Raw genomic sequence first — 22092 nt, forward strand, 5'->3', positions numbered from 1 at the left:
GCAGGCGGGCCCTCGTGTCAGCCGCCCATCGCCCTGACCAGGGACTTCGGGCGCATGTCCGTCCAGGTGGCCTCGATGTGGGCCAGGCAGGCGTCCCGGCCGTCGGGGCCGAAGGTGCGGGTCCAGCCGGGCGGAACGTCGGCGAACTCGGGCCAGAGCGAGTGCTGGCCCTCGTCGTTGACCAGCACCAGGAAGATCGCGTCCTGGTCGTCGAAGGGGTTGGTCACGGTGTGTCCTCTCTGTCGTCGTTTCCGAACGCGGCGTGCACGAGGTCGGCCACCGGCGCCCCGGGCGACATCGCGATGGCCTCCAGCAGGTGCAGCAGTTCGCCCATGAGGCTCTCGGCGGCCTCGGGCGCCACCGCACCCGGACGGTGGTCGAGGCGCAGCCGCAGCGCCTCCCCGGCGGCGAACGCCACCAGGGTCAGCGGGTAGTGGGTGGCGTCGCGGCCCTCGATGCCCACCAGGCGCAGCCCGGACACCGGCCGGGCCAGGGCGGTGCGGTCCAGCGGGTAGTTCTCGAACACCAGATGCGTGTCGAACAACTCCCGCCGCCCCACCGCGCGCTGGATCTCGCTCAGCCCGATGTGGTGGTACGGCAGCAGGCGGGCCTGCTCGTCGCGCAACCGGTGCAGCACGGCGCGCACCGTCTCGTCCCGGTCGGCCGGCAGCCGCAGCCGCACGGGCAGCGTGTTGATGAACAGGCCGATCATCGACTCCATGCCGGGCAGCTCCGGCTGCCGGCCGGAGACGGTGGTGCCGAAGACCACGTCCGGGGTTCCGCAGCGGCGGATCAGCAGCAGACCCCAGGCCGCCTGGACGGCGGTGCCGAGGGTGATCCCCTCCGCGCCCAGTCCCCGCAGCCGCTTGGTCGCGGTGTCGGACAGCGCGGCCTCCAGCGTGGCGGGGTCCGCCCCGCTCCCCCCGCTGGGGGCGGGGGGAGCGGGCGCGGCCGGAACGGCCGCGGTCAGGCGCGGCGGTTCGCCCACGCCGGCGAGCGCGGCCCGCCACGCCTCGCGGGCCGCGACGCGGTCGCGGGTGGCCAGCAGGGCCAGGTGTTCGCGGTAGGGGGTGACCCGTTCCAGGGCGTCCGGATCACCGCCGCGGGCGTGGAGCGCGAGCAGTTCGCGGACGAGCAGCGGCACCGACCAGCCGTCCAGGACCAGATGATGGTTGGTCAGAACGAGCCGGTACTCCTGTGGCCCCCAGGAGACGAGGGTGAAGCGGAGCAGCGGCGGGCGGTCGGTTTCGAAGCGGCGGCGCAGGTCGGCGCGGGCCAGCCGGTCGAAGACCCGCTCGCGGCGTTCGGCGGCGACACCGGTCAGGTCGATCTCGCGCCACCCGGGGGCCAGCGGCCCGGGAACGACCTGGACCGGGCGGCGCAGCCCCTGGTGGACGAACGCCGCACGCAGATTGGGGTGGCGGGCCAGCAGGGCCGTGGCCGCGGCGCGCAGTGCGGCGGGGTCCAGGTCTCCGCGCAGCCGGAGCACGAACTGCGCCTGGTAGACGTCCGGGGTGTCCGGCGCGTACAGCGCGTGGAAGAGCAGCCCCTCCTGGAGCGGGGTGAGCGGCAGCACGTCCGCCGGCCGCGGGTGGGCGCGCTCCAGGCGGTCGATCTCCTCCTGGTCGAGCCGGACCAGCGGCAGGTCGGACGGGCTGCGTCCGCCGGCGCCCGGGGCCCGGGCGTGCAGGACGAGGGAGTCGAGGGCGGCGAACCACAGGTCGGTCAGCGAACGGACCTCGTCCTCGGTGAGCCGGCCGTCCGTCCAGGTCACCGAGGCGGTCAGCCGCGGCCCCGCCGGACCGTCGAGCGTCAGCGCGTCGATGTCCAGAAGGTGCGGCCCGAGGCGTTCCGGCGTCCGGCCCGGGCGGGGGGCGGGATGTTCCCCGGCGATGCCCCAGTCGGTGCCGGGCTCCTCGGTGAGGCGGCCGAGGTAGTTGAATCCGAGCTGCGGTGCGGTCCGCCCGGCCGGCTCCGGCGCGGAGTCCGGGTCGAGGTACCGCAGGACGCCGTAGCCGACGCCCCGGTCCGGAACGGCCCGCAGCCGTTCCTTGACCCGCTTGAGGGCTCGGCCGAGGGCCGGCCCCGCCGTCCACACGTCGGCCCAGGTGCAGCCGGTGGCGGGCAGCCGGACCGGGTATACGGCCGTCAGCCACCCCACGGTCCGGGACAGGTCGGTGTCCGGCAGGTCGGGCCGGCCGTGGGACTCCAGGTCCAGCAGCAGGCCCCTCGGCCCGACGGCGCGGCCGCGGCGGCGGCACCACTCCTCGGCGGCGAGCGCGAGGCCGGTGAGCAGCACCGGCTCCGCGCCGCAGTGGAATGCCGCGCCGACCTCGGTGAGCAGCGGCCGGGTCCGGCCGGCCGGCAGTGTCACGGTGAGCTCCCGCGCCGTACGCGGAGCACCGGCCGGCGCCGGATCCGCCGGCGGGGGGTCGGGGACGGCCGACACCCCGGTCCACAGCGGCAGTTCGGCGCGGCGTGCGCCGGCCGCGCCCTGCTCGGCCAGGGTGCGCGCCCAGACGGGGAACGGGACCGGCGGGGCGGTGAGCCGCGGTGGGTGGCCCGCGGCGAGCGCGCGGTCGGCGGCGGCCAGGTCCGGCAGCAGGATCCGCCAGGAGACCGCGTCCACCGCCAGGTGGTGGACCACGAGCAGCAGGCGGCCGCTCCGGTCCGGTCCGCGGTCGAGGAACACCGCGGCCAGCAGATGGCCGGCCGCGGGGTCGAGGCGGCGGCGGGCGGCGTCCAGGGCGTCGGCGAGCAGTTCGGGCAGCCCGTCGCCGTGGCACTCGCCGACGGCGACGCGGTCGACCCGGTCGGCGGCGCGGACCCGGCCGGCCGGCAGCACCTCCAGCCGCCAGGCGCCGCCGGCGGTGTCCAGCCGCAGACGCAGCGCTGCGTGCCGGTCGACGACCGCCTGGAGGGCCGCTGCGAGCCGTTCCCCGGTCAGCCCGGGCGGGGTGCGGACGACCATGTGCTGGGCGAAGGAGTCCGTTTCGCCGCCCTGTTCGCGCCACCAGTGGACGATCGGGGTCAGCGGCAGCGGCCCCGCGTCGTCGTCCGCCGGGGCCGCGTCCGGGGTGTCCTGGGTGTCCGGGGCCGCACCGGTGCCGGACCGCTCGGCAGAACCGGCAGAACCGGCAGAACTGGCGAGACCCGCGAGACCGGCGACCGTGGGTGCGCGCAGGACGTCGCCGACGGTGATCCTCAGGCCGGCCTCGTGGGCACGGCTGACGAGCTGGATGGCGACGATGCTGTCCCCGCCCGAGTCGAAGAAGCCGTCGTGGACGCCGATCGACGGCATCCGGAGCAGTTCGGCGAAGATGTCGCGCAGCACCCGTTCCCGTTCACCGCGGGGACGGCCGCGTCCGTCCCCGCCCCGCGCCGCGACGGGGCCGGACGGCCCGGGGGCGGGCAGGGCCGCGCGGTCCAGCTTGCCGTTGCGGGTCAGCGGCAGCCGGTCCAGCACCACCCAGGCCGCGGGCACCATGTAACCGGGCAGGTTCTCGGCGGCGTGCCGCCGCAGTTCCTCCAGGTCGACCGCCGCGTCCCCGGCCGGAACCGGGTAGGCGACCAGGCGCTTGCCTCCCGGCCCGTCCTCCCGGACCGCCACGGCGACCTGTCCGGCGCCGCCGTGTCCGGCGAGCGTGGCCGCGACCTCGTCGGTCTCGACGCGGAAGCCCCGCAGCTTGACCTGCCCGTCGGCCCGGCCGCGGAACGCCAGCGTGCCGTCCGGCAGCCACCGCGCCAGGTCGCCGGTGCGGTACATCCGCTCGCCGGGCGGCCCGAACGGGTCGGCGACGAAGCGTTCCGCGGTCTGCGCGGGGCGCCCCAGGTAGCCGCGGGCGACACCGGTGCCGGCCAGGTACAGCTCGCCGGTCACCCCGGCGGGCACCGGCTGGAGACCGGCGTCCAGCACGTAGGCGCGGCCGCCGTCCAGCGGGCGGCCGACGGGGATGCCCCGGCGGGCGGCCGGCCCGGCCAGGTCGGCGTCGGTGATGCGGTGCCAGGTGGCGCAGGTCGTCACCTCGGCCGGGCCGTAGCCGTTGACGACGGCCGTGTCCGGGCAGTGGGCGCGCACGGCGCGCACCGCGCGGGGCGAAACGACGTCGCCGCCGGTCCACACCGTGCCGACGCCGCGCAGGCAGGAGGGGTCCTCCTCGGCCACGGCCCGGAAGAGTCCGGCGGTCAGCCACAGGCAGGCCGGGCGGGCCTCGGCGACCAGTCGCCGCAGGGTCCGCAGGTCGAGCTCGCCGGGCGGGGCGACGACGACCTCGCCGCCGTTGAGCAGCGGCACCCACAACTCCATCGTGGAGGCGTCGAAGGAGTGCGGGGAGTGCATCAGCATGCGGTGGGCGACATCCCCGTAGCAGGGGTCCGCGGCGAGGGCGAGGATGCCGCCGTGGGTGATGGCGACGCCCTTGGGAGTGCCGGTGGACCCGGAGGTGAAGACGGCGCAGGCCAGCCGCTCGGGGTCGGCCGGCGGGAGCGGCGGCTCCACGCGGCCGGCGGGGGCCTCGCCGGGGACGTCGCGCACGTCGCGCACGTCGAGGACCGGCGGGCCTCCGGCGGCCCGCTCCCCGGGCGGCCGGCCCGGTCCGACGACCAGCAGCGCGGCGCCGGCCTCGGAGAGGACACGGGCCCGCCGGGCGGCGGGCGCACGGGTGTCGAGCGGCACGTAGACCCCGCCGCCGCGGAGGACGGCGAGGACGGTCACGGCGTACTCCACGCCGCGGTCCATCAGCACGGCGACCCGGGTCTCCGGGCCGACACCGGCGGCGGCCAGCCGGGCGGCGAGCCGGTCGGACGCGGCCACCAGTTCCCGGTACGTCAGTGTCTCCGTGTCCGAGCGCAGCGCCACGGCGTCCGGCGTGCGGCGCGCGTGGGCGGCGACCAGTTCCGGGACGCTCCGGGCGGTGGCGGTGGCGGTGGCGGTGGCGTCGGCGGCGGCCGGGCGGGGGCGGGCCGGTGTCGCACCCCACCGGGACAGCAGGCGGTGGCGTTCGGCCCGGTCCAGGATCTCCGCGCGGCGCACCGGGGTGTCCGGGGCGTCGGCCATCAGCGTCAGCAGCCGGATCAGGCGGTCGCACAGCGACCGGGCCGTCGCGGGCTCGAACAGGCCGGTGCGGTACTCGAGCACGCCGTCCAGGCCCCGTTGGGCGCCGTGCGCGTCACGGTGCTCGTGGAGGCTGAAGGCGAGGTCGCACTTGGCAGTGCCGGTGGCGACCGTGCCGACCTCGGCCCGCAGCCCCGGCAGGTCGAGCCGGTCCGGCGGGGGCGGGGTGAGGACCAGCATCACCTGGAAGAGCGGGGGCCCGCTCTCGGGCCGGTAAGGCCGCATCGCCTCGACGACGAGTTCGAACGGCAGCTCCTGGTGGGCGAAGGCCTCCAGGTCGGCCGCGCGGACCCGGCCGAGCAGCTCCCGGAGGGTGGGGTGGCCGGAGGTGTCGGTGCGCAGCACGAGGGTGTTCACGAAGAAGCCGACCGACGCGTCGAACCGCGGGTCGGGCCGGTCGGCGACCGCGGTCGCGATCGGGATGTCGGTGCCGGCGCCGAGGCGGGTGAGCAGTGCGGCGAGGGCGGTGTGCACCACCATGAACAGGCTCGCGCCTTCCGCGGCGGCCAGGGCGGCCAGGCGCCGGTGTGTCCCGGCGGGGACGCGGAAGGCGACGGTGGCGCCGTCGTCCGCCTGCGGCGCCGTGTGGTCGGCGGGCAGCTCGATGCGGTCCGGCAGGCCTTCCAGGGCCCGGGTCCAGTGGGCGAGCTCGCGCCGGGTACGGCCGGTGGGCTCGTCCTCGGTGCCGAACTCCGCACGCCGGCCGAGCGCGAAGTCGGCGTACCGCAGGGGCGGCCGGGGGCGGTCGGCGGGCCCGGCGCCGCGCAGCCGGGCGGCGTAGGCGGCTTCGAGGTCGGCGGCGAGCGGGCCGAACGAGACGTGGTCGAACGCGATGTGGTGCACGAGCAGCAGCAGGGTGTGCTCGTCGGTTCCCGTGGTGAACAGCTCGGCGCGCAGGGGCGGTTCGCGGTCGAGCCGGAAGACGTGCCGTGCGCGGCGGGCCAGCAGGTCCGGCAGCCCGGCCGCGGTGGCGGCCGTCTCCGTGAGGCGCGGCCGGCCCGTGCCGGGGGGCAGCACCCACTGGTGGGGGCGGTCGTCCTCCTCCCGGATGACGGTGCGCAGGACCTCGTGCCGGTCGGTCAGGTCGCCGAGGGCCGCGGCCAGGGCCTCCCGGTCCAGGGCACCGGTCAGACGCAGGGTCAGCGGCACGTTGTAGGCGCGGTCGGCCCCGGCGTGGCGGTGCAGGAACCACAGGCGGCGCTGCCCGAAGGACAGCGGGACGCGGTCCGGGTGGTCCCGCCGTCCTGCCCCCGGTCCCGGGTCCGGGTCCGGGGCGGGGGCCGGGGCCGGGGCGTGCGGGGCGAGGCGGGCCGCGAGGGCCCTGACGGTGGGGTGCTCGAAGACGTCCCGGACGTCCGCGTCGGCGCCGAGACCGGCGCGGATCCGGGCGGCCAGCCGGGCCGCGCGCAGGCTGTCGCCGCCGAGGTCGAAGAAGCTGTCGTGCGGGCCCACCCGGGCGGTGCCCAGGAGTTCGCTGTAGAGGCCGGCCAGGCGGCGCTCCAGCGGGTCGGTGAGCACCGGGGCGGCGCGGCCGCCGGAGGTGTGGTCGCCGGAGGTGTGGTCGCCGGAGGTGTGGTCGCCGGAGGTGTGGTCGCCGGGGGCGGGCAGTGCGGCGCGGTCGAGTTTGCCGTTCCCGGTGAGCGGGAGGGCGTCGACCGGCACCAGCACGGCCGGGACGAGGTGGGCGGGCAGCCGGGCGCGCAGCAGGCTGCGCAGCCGGCCGGGGAACCCGCCCGGCGGGCGGTCGCGGTCCGGCACGACGTAACCGACCAGCCGCGGCTCGCCGCCGGCCGCGTCGGGCACCGCGGTGACGGCGGCGCCGGCCACCCCGGGCAGGGCCGACAGCGCGGCCTCGACCTCGGCCGGCTCGATGCGGTAACCGCGGACCTTGACCTGGTCGTCGGCACGGCCCAGGTACTCCAGGGTGCCGTCCACCGTCCACCGGGCCAGGTCCCCGGAGCGGTAGAGACGGGAGCCGGGCGGACCGAAGGGGTCGGCGACGAAGCGCTGCGCGGTGAGCCCGGGGCGGTCGAGGTAGCCGCGGGCCACGCCCCGGCCGGCGACGTACAGTTCGCCGGTGGTGCCGGGTGGCACCGGGCGCAGGCGGCCGTCCAGCACGTGGATCCGGGTGCCGGGCAGGGCGGTGCCGATCGGGCTGCCGGCGCGCCCGGTGTGTCCGGCGCGCCCGGTGTGTCCGGCCGTCAGCTCCAGGCGTGTGGCGTGCACGGTGGTCTCGGTGATGCCGTACATGTTCACCAGCGCCGGGGAGTCCGGCCGGTGGCGCCGGTACCAGCCGCGCAGGGACGGCGGCGACAGGGCCTCGCCGCCGAAGACCAGCAGGCGCAGGGCGAGCCCGCGTCCGCGTGCGGGGTCCTCGGCGTCGGCCCGGTCCAGGGCGGCGAAGGCGGACGGCGTCTGGTTCAGCACCGTGACGCGCTCGCGGACCAGGAGGTCGAGGAACGCCCTGGGCGAGCGGGCCACGTCGCGGGGGACGACCACGAGCCGGCCGCCGTGCACCAGCGCCCCCCACAGTTCCCACACCGAGAAGTCGAAGGCGCAGGAGTGGAACAGCGTCCACACGTCGCGCTCGTCGAAGCCGAAGGACGCCGCGGCGTCCGTCAGCAGCGCCACGGGGCCCTCGTGCGGCACCACCACGCCCTTGGGGCGGCCCGTCGAGCCCGAGGTGTGGATCACGTAGGCGGCGTGCGCGGGGGTCAGCGGGGCCGGGCGGTCGGCGTCCGTGAGGTCCGCGTCGTCCCCCGGGGCGGGCGGCCCGGCGGCCGGTCCGTCCGGGGCGAGCACGCAGACCGGGCGGGTGTCGGCCAGGATCAGCCGGGCCCGTTCCCGCGGCCACTCCGGATCCACGGGCACCGCGGCGGCGCCGGACTTGGCGACGGCGAGCAGGGCGACCACCAGGTCGACCGAGGGCGAAAGGCGTACGGCGACGGTGCGCTCGGGTCCGGCCCCGCGCCGGACCAGTGCGCGGGCCAGGCGGTTGGCCCGGGCGTTGAGGTCGCGGTAGCTCACGACGGTGCCGCCGTGACCGACCGCGGGCGCGTCCGGGAAACGGGCCGCGGCCCGTTCGAAGAGCACGGGCAGCGTGGCCGTGACGGGTGCGGGCCGGGCGGCGGGGCGCGGTACCTGGCGGCGGCGCTCCCCCGCGGACAGGTACGGGTGGCGGCCGGCGGCCCGTTCCGGTGCGGTGGCCAGCCCGGCCAGCAGCCGGACGTAGCGGCGCGCCTCGGCCGCCGCCTCGCGGGGGCCGTAGCGGGCCGGGTCGGCGTCCAGGTCGACGTGCAGACCGCCGCTCCACTCGTCCGGGTAGACGGTGGCGGACAGCTCCTGGACCGGGCCGACGGCGATGTTCCGCATCGTCATCGGCCGGCCCGCGAAGTCCCGGCCGTAGCTGAACGGCAGCACGTTCACCGCCAGGCCGTACAGCGTGCGCCCGGAGCCGGTCAGCCCCAGGTCCCCCAGCATGTCCTCGTACCGGTGGCGCCGGTGCGGCAGGACGGCCGCCGTCTCGTCGGCCACCGCCCGCACCAGCTCGCCGGCCGGGCGGTCGGGGTCGACGCGCAGCCGCAGCGGCAGGATGTTCGACGCGGTGCCGGCGGCCATCCGGGCCACCGCCCTGTCCCGGCCGGCCACCGGCATTCCCAGCACCACCTCGTCGGCGCCGCCGGTGCCGGAGCGGACGTGTGCCAGCAGCGCCCCGGCGGCCGTGGCCAGCGCGGGCCAGCGCACGCCGAGCCGGCCCGCGGTGTCGCGCAGCGCGGCCAGGCCCGCGGCCGGCAGGCGGGCGACGCCGCGCCGCGCGACGCCACCGGCCGCCGCCGGCCGCGCCGGGACGGCACCGGCCAGCCGGGCCCGCCAGAAGGCGCGGTCGGCCGCGGCGTCGGGCGAGGCCCGGTAGGCGCGTTCCGCCGCCGCCAGCGCGTCCGGCGGGTGGACGGCCGGCGCGGGCCGTTCACCACGCTCCAGCGCGGCGTAGAGCCGGCCGACCCGGCGCACCAGCAGCGCGCTGCCGACACCGTCGAGCACCAGGTGGTGGCAGGCCAGGTACCAGCGGAAGCGCGCGTCGGCCAGCCGCAGCAGGGCGGTGCGGAACGGCGGCCCGGCGGCGAGGTCGAACGGCCGTGCCACGTCCGTCCGCATCCAGGCCGTGGCGGCGACCGCCGGGGAGGGCTCCGCGCGCAGGTCCACCCGGGTCACCTCCCACGGCGGGAGCGGCCCGTCCCACTGCCGCGGCTCGCCGGTCCCGTCCACCGTGAACCGGGCCCGCAGCGGGGCGGTCTCGGCCAGGACGGCCGCGAACGCGGCCTCGAACAGGGACGGCTCCAGCGGTCCGGCGATCTCGACGTACAGCCCCACGTGGTAGCGGGCCGGGTCGGCGAGGCGGGCGCCGGTCCAGATGCCGCGCTGCGCGGTGGTCAGCGGTACCGGGCCGGCGGCCGCCCGTTCGGCGCCGGTCACCGGGGCACGCCCGGCGCCGTGCCGCGGGCGCGCAGCGACGGGGCGATGGCCTCGCCTATCTCGGCCAGCGGGCCGGGCCGGCCCAGCTCCGCGTGCGGGTGCCGCACGGCGCGCACCTCCGGCTTCCCTCCGTCGACGTACGGCCCCCACAGCTCGGCGGCCACCTCGGGGGAGGTCTCGAGCGCGGTGAAGACCAGCAGGTCGCCGGTGTAGCGGGAGGGGGTGTGGTCGCGGGAGAGCGCGGCGTTGTTGGCGTAGACCCGGCAGATCGTCTCGATGGTCTCCTCGTCGAACGTGGCCAGCAGTCCGGTGTGTTCGCGGATGATCTCCAAAAAGCGCGGGTGGGTCAGCTCCTCGCCGGACCAGAGGGCCGGGTCGTAGCCGAAGAACCGCAGGATCGTCCGCATCACGTGGTCCGGGCCGGGCCGGACGGCGGGGTCCTCCCCGGCGCCCTTGGTGTCCCCGGCGCCCCTCGCACCGCCGTCGCCCTCCGCCCCACGGCCGGACGGCACCGCGTCGAGGACGGCCAGCAGGTCGACGGGTTCCCCGGCACGCTGGAGCTGCACGGCCATCTCGTGCGCCACCAGGCCGCCGAACGACCAGCCGAGCAGCCGGTACGGACCGGCCGGCCGCACGGTGCGGAGCTGGGCGACGTAGTCCGCGGCCATCTCGGTGATCGACCCGGGCAGCACCCGCGAGCCGTCCAGGCCGCGCGCCTGCAGCCCGTACACCGGCTGGTCGGTGCCGAGCGGCCCGGTCAGCCCCGCGTAGGCCCAGGCGATGCCGGCCGCCGGATGCACGCAGAACAGCGGGGGCCGGTCGCCCTCCTCGCGCAGCGGCAGCAGCACCCCGGTGCCCCGGCCGAGGGCCGGCGACACCTGGGCCGGGCGGTGCCTCGGTGCGTCGGCATCGGCGGCGGCTGTGGTGTCGGCCGCGGCGCCGGCGGGACGCAGGCCGCCGAGCGTGCGGTGCGGCTCGTACGCGGTCCGCTCCAGCAGCTCCAGGAACCGCCCGGCGAGGTCGTTCGCGCGTTCACCGTCGACGAGGTGCGGCTGGTGCTCGACGTGCAGGGCCAGCGTGTCGCCGCGGTGGCTGAGGACGACGCCCAGCGGGTAGTGCTGCCGGTCGTCCCCCGAGGCGCGGACCAGTTCGAGCCCCGGAGCGGGCCGGTGCAGCGGCTCGTCGTCCAGAGGGTAGTTGGCGAACGACATCATCGTGTCGAACATGTCGCCGCTGTCGGTGATGCGGCGGACGTCGTTGAGACTCAGGTGCTGGTAGGGCAGGAGCTCGGACTGCTCCTGCTGCACCCGTACGAACAGCTCGCCCAGCGACTCCTGCGGGTCGAGCCGCACCCGGGTCGGCACGGTGTTGATGAACAGGCCCACCATCCTCTCCACGCCCGGCAGTTCGGCCGGCCGCCCGGAGACCACCGAGCCGAACACGACGTCCCGCTGCCCGGTCTCCTCGCCGAGCACGATCGCCCAGCACGCCTGGAGCACGGTCGCGACGGTCACGCCGTGCCGCCGCGCCGTCTCCGCCAGCGCGCGGGTCGTCTCCTGCTCCAGCGAGAACCGCAGGTGCCGCGACGGCTGCGGCTCGCCCGCACCCCGCCGTCCGATCCGGGTGTCGGTCAGTCCCTCCAGCGCCGTGCGCCAGGCCGCCTCCGCCGCCCGCTCGTCCACCCGGGACAGCCAGCTCAGGTACTCGCGGAACGGCGTGCCGGCGGGCAGCCCGTGCGGAGCGCCGGTGACCAGTGCGCGGTAGTGGGCGAACAGCTCCCCGACGAGGATCGGCAGCGACCAGCCGTCCAGCAGGATGTGGTGCGTGGAGACCACCAGCCGGTGCCGTCCGCCGCCGAGGCCGATCAGGAGCAGCCGCAGCAGCGGCGGCCGGGTCGGCTCGTAGGGGCGGGCGCGTTCGCTCGCCAGGAGGCTCTCGGTCTCGCGTTCACGCTCCTCCTCCGGCAGGCCGCCGAGGTCCACCTCCCGCCACGGCACCTCCACTTCGGACTGGAGGATCTGCACCGGCCGGGGCAGTCCGTCGTGCACGAAGGCGGCGCCGAGGTTGGGGTGGCGCTCCAGGAGGGCGCGGAACGCCTCCCGCACGGCCCCGGCGTCCAGGTCGCCGGCCAGTTCCAGCCAGAACTGGACGGTGTACAGCGGGTTCGACGCCTCTGCGGAGGTCTCCAGCGCGCCGAGGAGGAGGTGGTAGAGCATGCCCTGCTGGAGCGAGGAGAGCGGCAGGATCTCCTCCAGCGCCGGGTACTCGCGCTCCAGCCGCTCGATCTGCTCCTGACCGATCTCCACCAGGGGGAAGTCGGAGGGCGTGCGGCCCCCGGCGCCCGGCTCGGCGGCGTGCGCGGCCAGCGCGTCCAGGGTCTCGAACCAGGCGTCGGCCAGCTCGTCCACCAGGTGGTCGTCCACGATCCCGTCCGCCCAGGAGAACGCGATGCGCAGTTCGGCGCCGTCCGCGGTGTCCTCGGTCAGGGCGTTGACGGACAGCGGGTGGTCCAGCGGCATGTCCGCGTCCGCGCCGGCCGTCATGCCGGTCTCGGGCGCGGGCGACCAGTCCTCCTCGCCTCCGTCGGCGGGCAGCAGGAAGCGCCCGAAGTAGTTGAAGCCGATGTGCCGGGGCTCGGCGGCGGCCAGCCGGGGGCCGGTCTCCGGGTTGAGGTGGCGGAGCATGCCGAAGCCGATCCCCTTGTCCGGGACGGCGCGGAGCTGCTCCTTGACCCGGCGCAGGGCGCGGCCGAGTTCGGCGCCGGAGGGCGGGGCGGTGGCGGCCCCCGGCGCGCCGGGGGCGAGGCGCACCGGGTACATGCTGGTGAACCAGCCGACCGTGCGCGACAGGTCGGCGCCGGGCACCACCGGTTCGCGGCCGTGGCCCTCGACGTCGATCACCACGTCCTCGGTGGTGCCCAGGCACCGCTGGACGGCCAGGGCGAGGGCGGTCAGCAGCACGTCGTTGATCTCGCAGTGGAACGCCGCCGGGATGGTGGTGAACAGGTGCCGGGCCCGGTCCGCTCCGTAGACCGCGGTGCGGGTGCGGGCCGTGCCGGTGGTGTCCCGGGCGGTGTCCAGGGGCCGCTTGGCCAGCCTGGGGCCGGGGGTGGCGAGCATCCTCTCCCACAGCGGGAGTTCGGCCGTCCGCTCGGAGGTGCGGGCCTGCTCGTTCAGGGCGCGGCTCCAGTGCCGCAGGGAGGTCCCCACCGGGCGCAGGCCGGGCCGGCGGCCCTCGGCGAGCTCCTGGTAGGCGCCGACCAGGTCGGGCACGACGATGCGCCAGGAGACGCCGTCGCAGGCGAGGTGGTTGGCCATGAACAGCAGGCGGCCGGGCGTTTTGGGGCCCGCGTCGAACCAGACCACGCGCACCATGCGGCCGGCCCGGACGTCGAACTCCTCCTTGGCCCGCCGGGTCTCCCGCGCGAGGAGGTGCGCGAGGTCGTCGCCGGCGGCGGCGCCGGTCGGAACCCGCCGTACGCAGGAGGCGGCGGAGACGGCGCCGACGGGCCTCACCTCCAGGGACCAGCCCGGCGCCGAGCGGTCCAGGCGGAGCCGGAACGCGTCGTGGTGGTCGATCAGCGCCTGGACGGCCGCGGTCAGCCGGTCCTCGCGCAGACCGCCCGGAACCCGGAGCAGCACGGCCTGGTGGAAGCCGTCGACCGGGCCGCCCTGGTCGCGCAGCCAGTGCACGATCGGCGTGAGCGGAACCTCACCGACGGCCGCGGCCTCGCCGCCCGCGGCGCCCCGGTCGGTCTCGCGGGCGGCCTGGGCGAGGGCCCGGACCGTCTTGTGCTCGAAGACGTCCTGCGGGGTGAGGACGAGCCCGGACTGCCTCAGCCGGCTGACCAGCTGGATGGACATGATGCTGTCGCCGCCGAGGTCGAAGAAGCTGCGGTCGCGCGGTACGCGGGTCTCGCGCAGCACCTCGGCGAAGGCCTCGGCGACCAGATCCTCCCGGGAGGCCGGTGCCTCGTCGGCCGTCCCGCCGGGTGCCGCGACCGGAGCGGGTTCCGGAGCGGGAGCGGGTTCCGGAGCGGGAGCGGGTTCCGGAGCGGGGAGGGGTTCGGGGTCCGTACCCCGGGAGAGCTTGCCGCCGGGCGTGCGGGGCAGGCGGGCGGCCGGCCGGATCTCGGAGGGGACCAGGTGTGCCGGGAGGCGTTCGGCGAGCCAGGCGCGCAGTTCCTCCGGGTCCGGCGCGGCCGCCGCGTCCGCCGGGACCGGGTAGGCGACCAGCCGGGCGTCACCCGTCCGGTCCCGGCGGACCGCGGCCATCGCCTCGGCGACCCCCGGGTGCCGGCCCAGTGCCGCCTCCACCTCGCCCGGTTCGACGCGGAAGCCGTTGACCTTCACCTGGTCGTCCGCCCGGCCGAGGAAGTCGAGCTGTCCGTCCGCGCGCCAGCGGACCAGGTCGCCGGTGCGGTACATCCGCTCGCCGGGCGGCCCGAACGGGTCGGCGACGAAGCGCTCCGCGGTCTGCGCGGGGCGCCCCAGGTAGCCGCGGGCGAGACCTTCGCCGGCCAGGTACAGCTCCCCCGGCCGGCCCGGTTCCACCGGCCGCAGGGCGCCGTCGAGGACGTAGGCGCGAACGTGGCCGAGCGGGCGGCCGATGGGCGGCGCGCCACCGTCCGGCGCCTCCTGGGCCGACCCGGCGGTGGCGTACACGGTGGTCTCGGTCGGCCCGTAGACGTTGAGCAGCCGGGTGTCCGGCATCGCGCTCGCCACCCGGGCGGCGATCGCGGCCGGCAGCGCCTCCCCTCCCAGCGCCAGCGTCCGGGCCGACAGCTCCAGGCCCCCCTGCTCCAGCAGCCTGCCGAGCACCGAGGGGATCGCGCACACCAGGCCGCCGGACCAGCGCGGCGGTTCGTCGTCCAGCAGCGACAGCAGGTTGGTGACGATCTCCACCGTGCCGCCGGCGGCCAGCGGCGCGAACACCTCGGCCACCGACACGTCGAAGCCGAACGACGTCGCGGCGAGGGCGTGTTCGAGCGCCGCCGCGCCGAACTCGGCCTCGGCCCAGGTGAGCAGCGGCAGCACGTTGCGGTGCGGCACGAGCACCCCCTTGGGCGTGCCCGTCGACCCCGAGGTGTGGATGACGTACGCCGGGTGGTCGGGGAGCAGCGGCGCGGTCCGGTCGGTGTCGGCGATGTCGTGCGGCGCGGCGGCCGCCAGTTCCTCCGCCACCGCCCCGTCGTCCAGGACGAGGACCGGACCATGCGGGTCGCCGAGGTCCCGTCCGGTGCCCGCGGCATCGGTGACCAGGCACGACGGCCGGGTGTCGCCGATCATGAAGCGGAGCCGCTCGGCCGGGTACGCCGGGTCGAGCGGCAGGTAGGCGGCGCCGGACTTCAGGACCGCCAGCATGGCCGCCAGCATGTCCGCGGACCGCGGCAGCAGCAGCCCGACCACCCGTTCGGGTCCGGCGCCTCGGTCGATCAGCAGCCTGGCCAGCCGGTTGGCCCGCTCGTGCAGCTCACGGTAGGTGAGGTGCCCGGTGCGGTCGCGGACCGCGACCGCGTCCGGGGTGCGCCGCGCGGCCGCGTCCAGCACCGCGGTCAGGGTGCGGGAGCCGGACCGCCTCTCCCCCTGGCGGGCCCAGGACAGGACGGTGGACGTCTCGTCGGCGTCCAGCAGGTCCAGCGCGCCCACCGTGCGGCCGGGCGCGGCGCCGGCCGAGGCCAGCAGCCTGCGCAGACGCCGGGCGTGCGCGTCCGCCCCGGCCCCGGGGAGGCGGTCCGCCGGCCCGGTGACGGCCACCCGGAGGCGGTGGTCGGACGGCTCCTCCTCCAGCACGATCCGCACCGCGTCGGCCGGTTCCGCGCCGACCCGGCGGGCGACCGCCGGATGGTCGCCGAACCGCAGTGCGGGCGCGGGCTCGCGGATGTCCGCGACCGTGCCGTACAGCCGGGCGCCGGGTCCGGTCAGGCCCAGTTCGCGGCAGACCTCGGCGTGCCGGAACCGCTGGTGCCGCCGGGCCCGGCGGGCCTCCAGGCCGGCCTGCCGCACCAGTTCGGCGAACGGCGTGCCGGGCCGGACGTCGAGGCGCAGCGCGGCGATGTCCTCGGCGGCGGCCGGCACCCGCCGTGCCGCACGCTCCGTGCGGCCGTCCACCGGCAGGCCGAGCACCACGTCGGTGCGGCCGGTCAGCCGGTGCAGGTAGGCGGCGACGGCCGCGATCAGGACCGCACGCGGGTGGGCGCCGCAGTACCGGGCCGCGGCCCGCAGCCGGCCGCTCTCGGCGGCGTCGAGGAGGACCGGACCGGAGGCGCCCGTACCCGGGCCGGCCGGCTCGGGGAGCACGAGCGGCTCGGGGAGCACGAGCGGCTCGGGGAGCACGAGCGGCTCGGGGCGGTCGGCGAAGCGCTCCCGCCAGTAGGCCGCGTCCGTCTCGCGGGCCGGCGAGTCCCGGTAGGCGGCCTCCTCCTCGGCGAACCTCGCGGGGGACGGCAGCGCGTCCTCCCTCGGGGGCGTGCCGGCGATCCGCGCGGTGTACACCTCGGCGGCGCGGCGGCTGACCAGCGCGCAGCCGAACGTGTCGAGGACGGCCCGCGGATGCCGGTGGAACCACCTGAACCGGTCGGCCGCCAGCCGGATCAGGGACTGCGCGGACCGCAGCCCCGCGTCGGCGGCCGACAGTTCGGCGCGCACCCGGGCCTCGGCCGCGGCGGCCGGGTCGGCCTCGTCGGCGAGGTCCACCATCGTCAGCGGCAGACCGCCGCCGTCGGTGAACTCCGGGCGGCCGGACGGCCCGGGGGCCGCGCGCAGCCGCACGGCCTCCGCCTCCTCGGCGACCTGGCGGATCGCGTCCTGCAGCACGGTCACGTCCACCGGCCCGTGGATCTCCACGACCTCGGCGACGGCGGCGCCGCCCGCCGGGTCCGGCGTCGTGCCGTGCGCGGTGTGGTGCTCAGAGGTCTCGGACATGGCTGCCAGCTCCTGCGTGCCGGGGTCGGTCGACGGGTCGTCGGGTCGGGTACGGGTGGAATCCGCGGCCGGTCTTGCGGCCGAGACTGCCCTCGGCGACCAGCCGGGCCAGCAGCGGCGTCGGCCGGAACCGTTCGTCGCCGGTGTGCTCGCGCAGCACGTCCAGCGTGTCGAGCACGGTGTCGAGGCCGATGAGGTCCGCGGTCCGCAGCGGCCCCGTGGCGTGCCCGAAGCAGTCCTGGAAGACGCGGTCCACGGTGTCGGCGTCGGCGGTGCCCGCCTCCACGACGGCGGCCGCCTCGTTGACCGTCAGCATCAGCACGCGGTTGCTGACGAAGCCGGGGCCGTCGCCGACCACGATCGCCTTCTTGCCGAGGCCGGCCAGGAGGTCCACCGTCAGTTCGACGGTGTGCGTGCCGGTGTGCGGGGACCTGACGACCTCGACGGTGTCCTTCAGCGGCGCCGGGTTCATGAAGTGGGTGCCGATCACCCGGTCGGGGCGGCCGGTGAAGGAGCCGAGGCGGCCGATCGGAACGGCCGAGGTGCACGAGGCGAACACCGTCTCGGGCGGGCACAGGCGGTCCAGCTCCTCCAGGACCGCCTTCTTGAGCGGCACCCGCTCCGGCGCGCACTCCACCACGAACCGGGCGCCGGACAGGGCGGACGGCTCGGCCGCCCAGGCCACCCGCTCCCCGGCCGGGCCCGCGTTCCGCCCGCGCAGCAGGCGCGCCGCGCGCACCCCGGACCGCAGGCGCTCAGGCCCGCTCGCGCGTGCCGCCGCGTCCGGATCGACGACCACCACGGGGTGTCCGGCCGCCGCGAAGCACTGGGCGACGCCGATCCCCATGGTGCCGGCGCCCACGACGCCGATCGGCAGCCCGGTCGTGCCGGGCGGCTCGCTGTCCCTGCTCTCGGCGTTCTCGGCGTTCTGGCCGTTCTCGGCGTTCTCGCCCACTCGGGCCCCCTTCACGGTCGGTGTCGTGCCCGCGGTGTCAGCCGGCGGACCCGGTGGTGGCGGCGCGCGCCCGGTCGACCAGTTCGTCGGCCAGGGCCAGCACCGTCTCCTCGTCGAACAGCTCGGTGCGGTACTCGACGGCGATCCGGTCCGCGGTGACGCTCCAGTGGAGGCCACAGGCGGGGCCGCCGCCCGGGCCGCCGGTGCCGCCGTGGTCCGCGGTGACGTCGAACGGCGGCAGGCGGCCCGGGACCGGACGCGTGACGGCCTCGGCCCGCAGCCGGGCGATCCGCTCGGCCAGTTCCGCGTGCGACGGCTCGTCGGTCACGTCGATCCGCAGCGGCAGCGGCGCGCCGTCCGGCCGGACGAGGCCGAGCAGCAGCCCGTCGGCCTCGGCACGGTCGGTCAGCAGGGCGGCGAGGGCGGCCAGCAGCCCGTCGGTGCCCAGCGCGGCGGCGAGGCCGTCGGGGAGCGGGACCTCGTGGCGGGCCGTCTCGCCGGTGCCGCCGCCCGGTGGCCGCGGACGGTCCGCCGGCAGTTCGAACGCCGGCAGTCCGCCGAACGGCTCCTCCCGTCGGCCGTCCGGACCGGCGAGCCGTCCGGGCAGAGCGGGCAGCGCGGAGAGCGGGGTGTCGGCGTCGTCGGTGACCGCCCGGAGCAGGTCGATCAGCGCCTCCGCCAGCGCGGCGATCGTGTCGCGGTCGAACAACTGCGTGCTGTACTCGACCACCACGTCCAGGTCGTCGGCGCCGGCGCGTTCCCCGACCACCACCGTGATGTCGAACTTGGCGGTTCCCGGCGGGAGTCCGGGGAACAGCGGGCCGCCGTCCTCGTCCACGGCCGGTCCGAACAGACTCTCGCCGAAGACGAAGTGCGGCGGCAGCGTCTGGTGGACGTACATGACGTCGAAGATCGGGTTGCGGGACGGGTCGCGCTGCGGCGCCACCTCCCGCACGACCGCGTCGAAGGGGATCTCCTGGTTCTCCAGCCCCTCGATCACCTCGGCGCGCACCCGGCGCAGCAGTGTGCGGAAGGCCGGGTCGCCGGAGAGGTCGGAACGCAGTGCGATGGTGTTGTTGAAGAAGCCGAGCAGGCCCCACAGTTCGGGCCGGGTACGGCCGATGGTGGGGGTTCCGACCACGATGTCGTGCTGGCCCGACCACCGGGACAGCAGCATCTTGAGTCCGGTGAGCAGCACCGTGAAGAGCGTGGCGGACTCACGCGCGCCGACCTCGCGCAGCCGGGTCACCAGGTCCGCGGGGATGGTCAGGCCGTGGGCGGCGCCCGTGAAGTCCATCCGGGCGGCGCGCGGCCGGTCGGTGGGCAGTTCCAGTGCGGGAGGATCGGCGAGCCGTTCCGCCCAGTAGCGCAGTTCGCCGTCGAGGAGTCCCTTCTCCATCAGCTCGCGCTGCCAGTGGGCGTAGTCGCGGTACTGCACGGGCAGCGGCTCGAAGCGGTGCACCCGCCCTTCGCAGCGCGCCCGGTAGAACCGCATGAGTTCGTCCATCAGGATCTGCGGCGCCCAGCCGTCGTTGACCGCGTGGTGGGTCAGCCAGCAGAAGAGGTGGTCGTCGGGGGCGAGGCGGATCAGGGTGACACGGACCAGGGGGTCCCGTTCGACGTCGAAGACCCGCTCGGACTCGGCTCGGATGATCGCGCGCGCCGTGTGCTCCGCGCCGGGCTGCCCGGTGAGGTCCTCGTAGCGGAAGAAGTCGCCGAGGGCCGGCCTGACGACCAGCCGCGCGCGGCCGTCCACGGAGACGAAGTTGGACCGCAGCGCCTCGTGCCGCTCGGCCAGGTCCTCCCAGGCCAGGCGCATCGCCTCGGGGTCGATCGGGCCGCGGTGGCGGGAGGCGCCGGGAAGGTTGTAGAGGGTGGTGCCGGGGTCGAGCTGGTGGTGGAACCACATGCGTTCCTGGCCGTAGGACAGCACCGGCTCCTCGCTGCGCCGGATCGGCGGGAGGGCCGGGGCGCCGGTCCCGGGGGCGGCGGGTGCGGGGGTGGCGGACTCGGGGGTGGCGGACTCGGGGGTGCCGGGCCCCGGTCCGGACACCGCGGCCGGGGCGGCGGGTGCGGGCAGCCGGTCCGCGATGGCGGCGGCCAGGTCGGCGACGGCGGAGTGGTCGTAGACGTCGACCATCCGCAGGCCGACGCCGTACCGCTGCTCGACGCGTCTCAGGAGCAGCAGGGCGATGATGGAGTTGCCGCCGATGGCGAAGTAGTCGTCCTCGGCTGCGACGTCGTCCGCGTGGAGCAACTCGGTCAGGGTCCGCCGCAGCCAGGGCAGCACCTCCGCCGCCGGTTCCGCGGCGGCGGGCTCCTCCGGCACGGACGGCGAGGACACGGACGGCGAGGCGGCAGGCGCCTCGGGCACAGGTGCCTCGGACACGGACGGCGAGGCGGCAGGCGCCTCGGGCACGGACGGCCCGGAGGTGGACGGCCCGGCCGCGGGCGGGGAAGCGGCCCGGTCCGTCAGCACCTCACCCACCGGCCGGGCCCAGCAGCGGACGCCGCGCAACGGATGCCCCGGAAGCGGTACGCGCCGCGCGGCGGGGGTCAGCGCCGACCAGTCGAGATCGTGCCCCAGCTCGTACAGCCGCGCCAGCACGCCGGACACGCCGTCCGTCCCGGGGGCGGCGGTGAGCACGACGGCCCCGGGGCGGTCGGCCAGGTGGTCCGCCAGCAGATCGCTCAGCTCGCCGCGAGCGCCCAGTTCCACGAAGACCACGGGTCCTTGGGCCAGTTGCTCGTCGGCCGCGGCCCGCAGCCGTTCGGGCCGCGGCGGCGCGCCCTCGTCCTCCGCCGCCGCCGCGAGGTCCCGGGTGTCCTGATCGGTGAGCGTGCCGTTGAGGTGGCGGACCACGTAGCGGGAGAGCCCGGAGCTGATCATCGCGTCCACGGTGAGCCCGGCCCGGCCGAGCGCGGCGTGCGCGGCGATCTGGCCGCGCACCGCCGCCGCTCGGCCGGCCGGCACCGGCAGGCGGTCGGGCAGCGGCGCCGGCCCGCCGGTGACGGCGGCCGGTTCGGCGTCCCCCGACAGCAGGCAGACGACGCGCGGTGCGGTGGCCGGACCGGCCGCGGGGGCGAGCCGGCGCCAGGTGACGGCGGCCGCCAGCGCGGTCGCGAGGTCCCGGGTCCGGCCGGCCACCGCGCCCACCCGGAACGGGTGGTGGTCGCGGCCCGTGTTCAGCGTCCAGGCGACATCGGCGAGTACGGCCCGGCCGTCACGGAGTTCGAGCGAGAGGCGCTCGCACAGCGTGTGCAGGTCGGCCTCCGTCCGGGCCGAGACACCGACCACCCGCGGCGCCTCGTCCGGCGCAGCAGCGGGCGCAGCGGCGGGCGCCGGCGGCGGCTCCTCGACCACGCAGTGCGCGTTGACGCCGCCGAGACTGAACGAACTGACACCGGCCCGCCGCACCCCCTCGGTCCGCCACGGCCGCAGCGACGTCACCACCTCCAGCCGGGCGCCGTCCAGATCGACCTCGGCGGCGGGCCTTTCGAAGTGCAGCGACGGGTACAGCTCGCCGTACCGCACGCTGAGAATCGTCTTGACCAGGCCCGCGACGCCGGCCGCGTGGTCCAGGTGGCCGATGTTGGTCTTCACCGAGCCGACCGCGAGCGGCCGCCGCTCCCCCGGCCGGGCCAGCGCCAGGCCCTCGGTCTCGACCGCGTCGCCGAGCCGGGTCCCGGAACCGTGCGCCTCGACGTAGCCGGCGGTGCGGATGTCCAGACCGGCCCGTTCCCAGGCACGCGTGATGACCTCGGCCTGCGCGCGGGCGCTGGGTGTGGCGATGGTGGCGGAGTGGCGGCCGTTGTGCGCGGTGGCGGTGCCGCGGATCACCGCGTGGACGAACGCTCCTTCCTCCAGGGCCCGTTCGAGCGTGGTCAGCAGCAGCACCGCACCGCCCTCGCCGCCGCCCGCGCCGTCCGCGGCCTCGTCGAAGGCCCGGGAGCGCGCGGTCGGCGAGGCGATGCCGGGGAAGTCGGCGACGGCGGCCTCGGGGGCGACGACGTGGCGCAGGCTCACACCGCCGACGACGGCGTAGTCGGCTTCGCCGTCGCGGAGTTCGCGGCACCCCTGGTGGACGGCGACGAGCGAGCCGTTGCACCCGGTGTCAACGCCGTAGCACGGCCCCGACAGCCCGAAGAGGTGGGAGACGCGGGCGGGCAGGGCGAAGGGGATGTTGCCCATCAGGCTGAGCGTGCCGGAGTCGGGGACCAGCGGCAGATAGCCGTTGCCGGGCGAGCTGAAGATCACCGCTGTCCGGCTGTCGCGCAGCGCGGCGGGGGCGTAGCCGGCGTTCTCCAGGGCTTCCCACGTGAGGTGCAGGGCCAGCCGGTGCTGCGGGTCGGTGACCTCGGCCTCGCGCCGGGACATGCCGAAGAACTCGTGGTCGAACAGGTCGATCCGGTCCAGGTAACCCAGCTCCGGATAGCGCACCGCGGGGTCCAGGCCGGTGGACTCGACGCGTTCGGCGGGGATCGGCCGCACGGAGTCGCGGCCGGCGCGCAGGTTCGCGCGGAACGCCTCCGGCCCGGACGCCTCGGGGAAGCGTGTGGCGATGCCGACGACCGCGACGGCGGCCGTGCCGGTACCAGTCATGTCAGCGACTCCGTTCGTGTGTGAC

General features: G+C 76.7%; 5 protein-coding genes. All 5 read right to left on the reverse strand.

Annotated elements, in window-relative coordinates:
• Positions 1-17 precede the first annotated feature (17 nt).
• Genes BM237_RS01430 through BM237_RS01450 form a run of 5 tightly spaced genes read right to left on the reverse strand, consistent with a single transcriptional unit; the run spans position 18 to position 22067 of the window.
• Positions 18-227 (reverse strand): MbtH family protein, encoded by a 210-nt coding sequence (locus BM237_RS01430; RefSeq protein WP_093846877.1) that lies wholly within the window; start codon positions 225-227, stop codon positions 18-20.
• Positions 224-9586, reverse strand: coding sequence for a non-ribosomal peptide synthetase (locus tag BM237_RS01435; RefSeq protein ID WP_175540842.1), 9363 nt, complete (start codon positions 9584-9586; stop codon positions 224-226). The genes BM237_RS01430 and BM237_RS01435 overlap by 4 nt, the downstream gene beginning before the upstream one ends.
• Positions 9583-16509 carry a non-ribosomal peptide synthetase gene (locus BM237_RS01440; protein WP_093846881.1) on the reverse strand — a complete coding sequence of 2309 codons (6927 nt, stop codon included), beginning with the start codon at positions 16507-16509 and terminating at the stop codon, positions 9583-9585. Before BM237_RS01440 ends, BM237_RS01435 begins: the two co-directional genes overlap by 4 nt.
• Positions 16493-17464: a 3-hydroxyacyl-CoA dehydrogenase family protein gene (locus BM237_RS01445; protein WP_245793343.1), complete on the reverse strand. Its 972-nt coding sequence runs from the start codon at positions 17462-17464 to the stop codon at positions 16493-16495. Before BM237_RS01445 ends, BM237_RS01440 begins: the two co-directional genes overlap by 17 nt.
• Positions 17465-17501: 37 nt before the next feature.
• On the reverse strand, positions 17502-22067 hold the full coding sequence (locus tag BM237_RS01450; protein WP_093846883.1) for a condensation domain-containing protein: 4566 nt from the start codon (positions 22065-22067) through the stop codon (positions 17502-17504).
• Positions 22068-22092: the final 25 nt, after the last annotated feature.

The sequence above is a fragment of the Streptomyces mangrovi genome (assembly GCF_900114215.1).
Taxonomy (GTDB): domain Bacteria; phylum Actinomycetota; class Actinomycetes; order Streptomycetales; family Streptomycetaceae; genus Streptomyces; species Streptomyces barkulensis.